The organism is Actinomyces sp. S6-Spd3, assembly GCF_000758755.1.
In the GTDB taxonomy this organism is placed as follows: Bacteria; Actinomycetota; Actinomycetes; order Actinomycetales; family Actinomycetaceae; genus Pauljensenia.
This window is the reverse complement of record NZ_JRMV01000255.1, coordinates 1-610: the sequence shown is the minus strand read 5'-3', so window position 1 is coordinate 610 and position 610 is coordinate 1. Positions and strand designations below refer to the sequence as shown.

1 pseudogene is annotated in these 610 nt (G+C 57.4%); it reads left to right on the top strand.

The window, feature by feature from the left end:
- Positions 1 to 113: 113 nt before the first annotated feature.
- Positions 114 to 610: pseudogene (locus HMPREF1627_RS02035) on the top strand (hypothetical protein); the annotation flags it as partial.

Below are 610 nucleotides of genomic sequence, written 5' to 3'. Positions count from 1 at the left end.
AGTCCTTGCGTGAATCCGGTGATACTGTGAGCCACTTTGAATCTGCCGAACTGCAAGAGCGGGCGGCACAGATCATAACCCGTTGGCATGAGGACGCTGGCAGTGAGGGAGTGGTGGCCAACCTGGACGTGCCCGCGGCGGTAGTGGTCGATGACCTGCAGGATTGTACGCGGGCAACGCTAAGCTTGCTCGAAGCGCTACACGCGGTCGGAACACGGATTGTGGTGACCGCAGACTCTGATGTCGCAGTCTCGGTGTATCGCGGTGGCGAGCCGCATCTCGATGTTCGCTTTGCAGATCGACTAGGGGCAAAGAGCTTTTACCTTGGACCTACGCACAGAGGAAACCAGACACTTAGAGCTGTCGTGCAACGAGTTTCGGAGCAGACCACTGTCCGCCATGATGCGCGCCATCGCCTAATGGGCGCGGTTGATTCTAGAGAGGATAGCTCTGGTCTTTCAGTTAATACCTACGGTTCTGCTGCGCAGGAGGCCAATGCGATTGCTCGCATGATTACGCGCTACCAATTGGGGCGTGGTCCCGGTATCAGCAGATCCGTGCCACTGGATCGGCAGGTCGTTATCACTCGCAATAGTGCGGATGTGAAGCG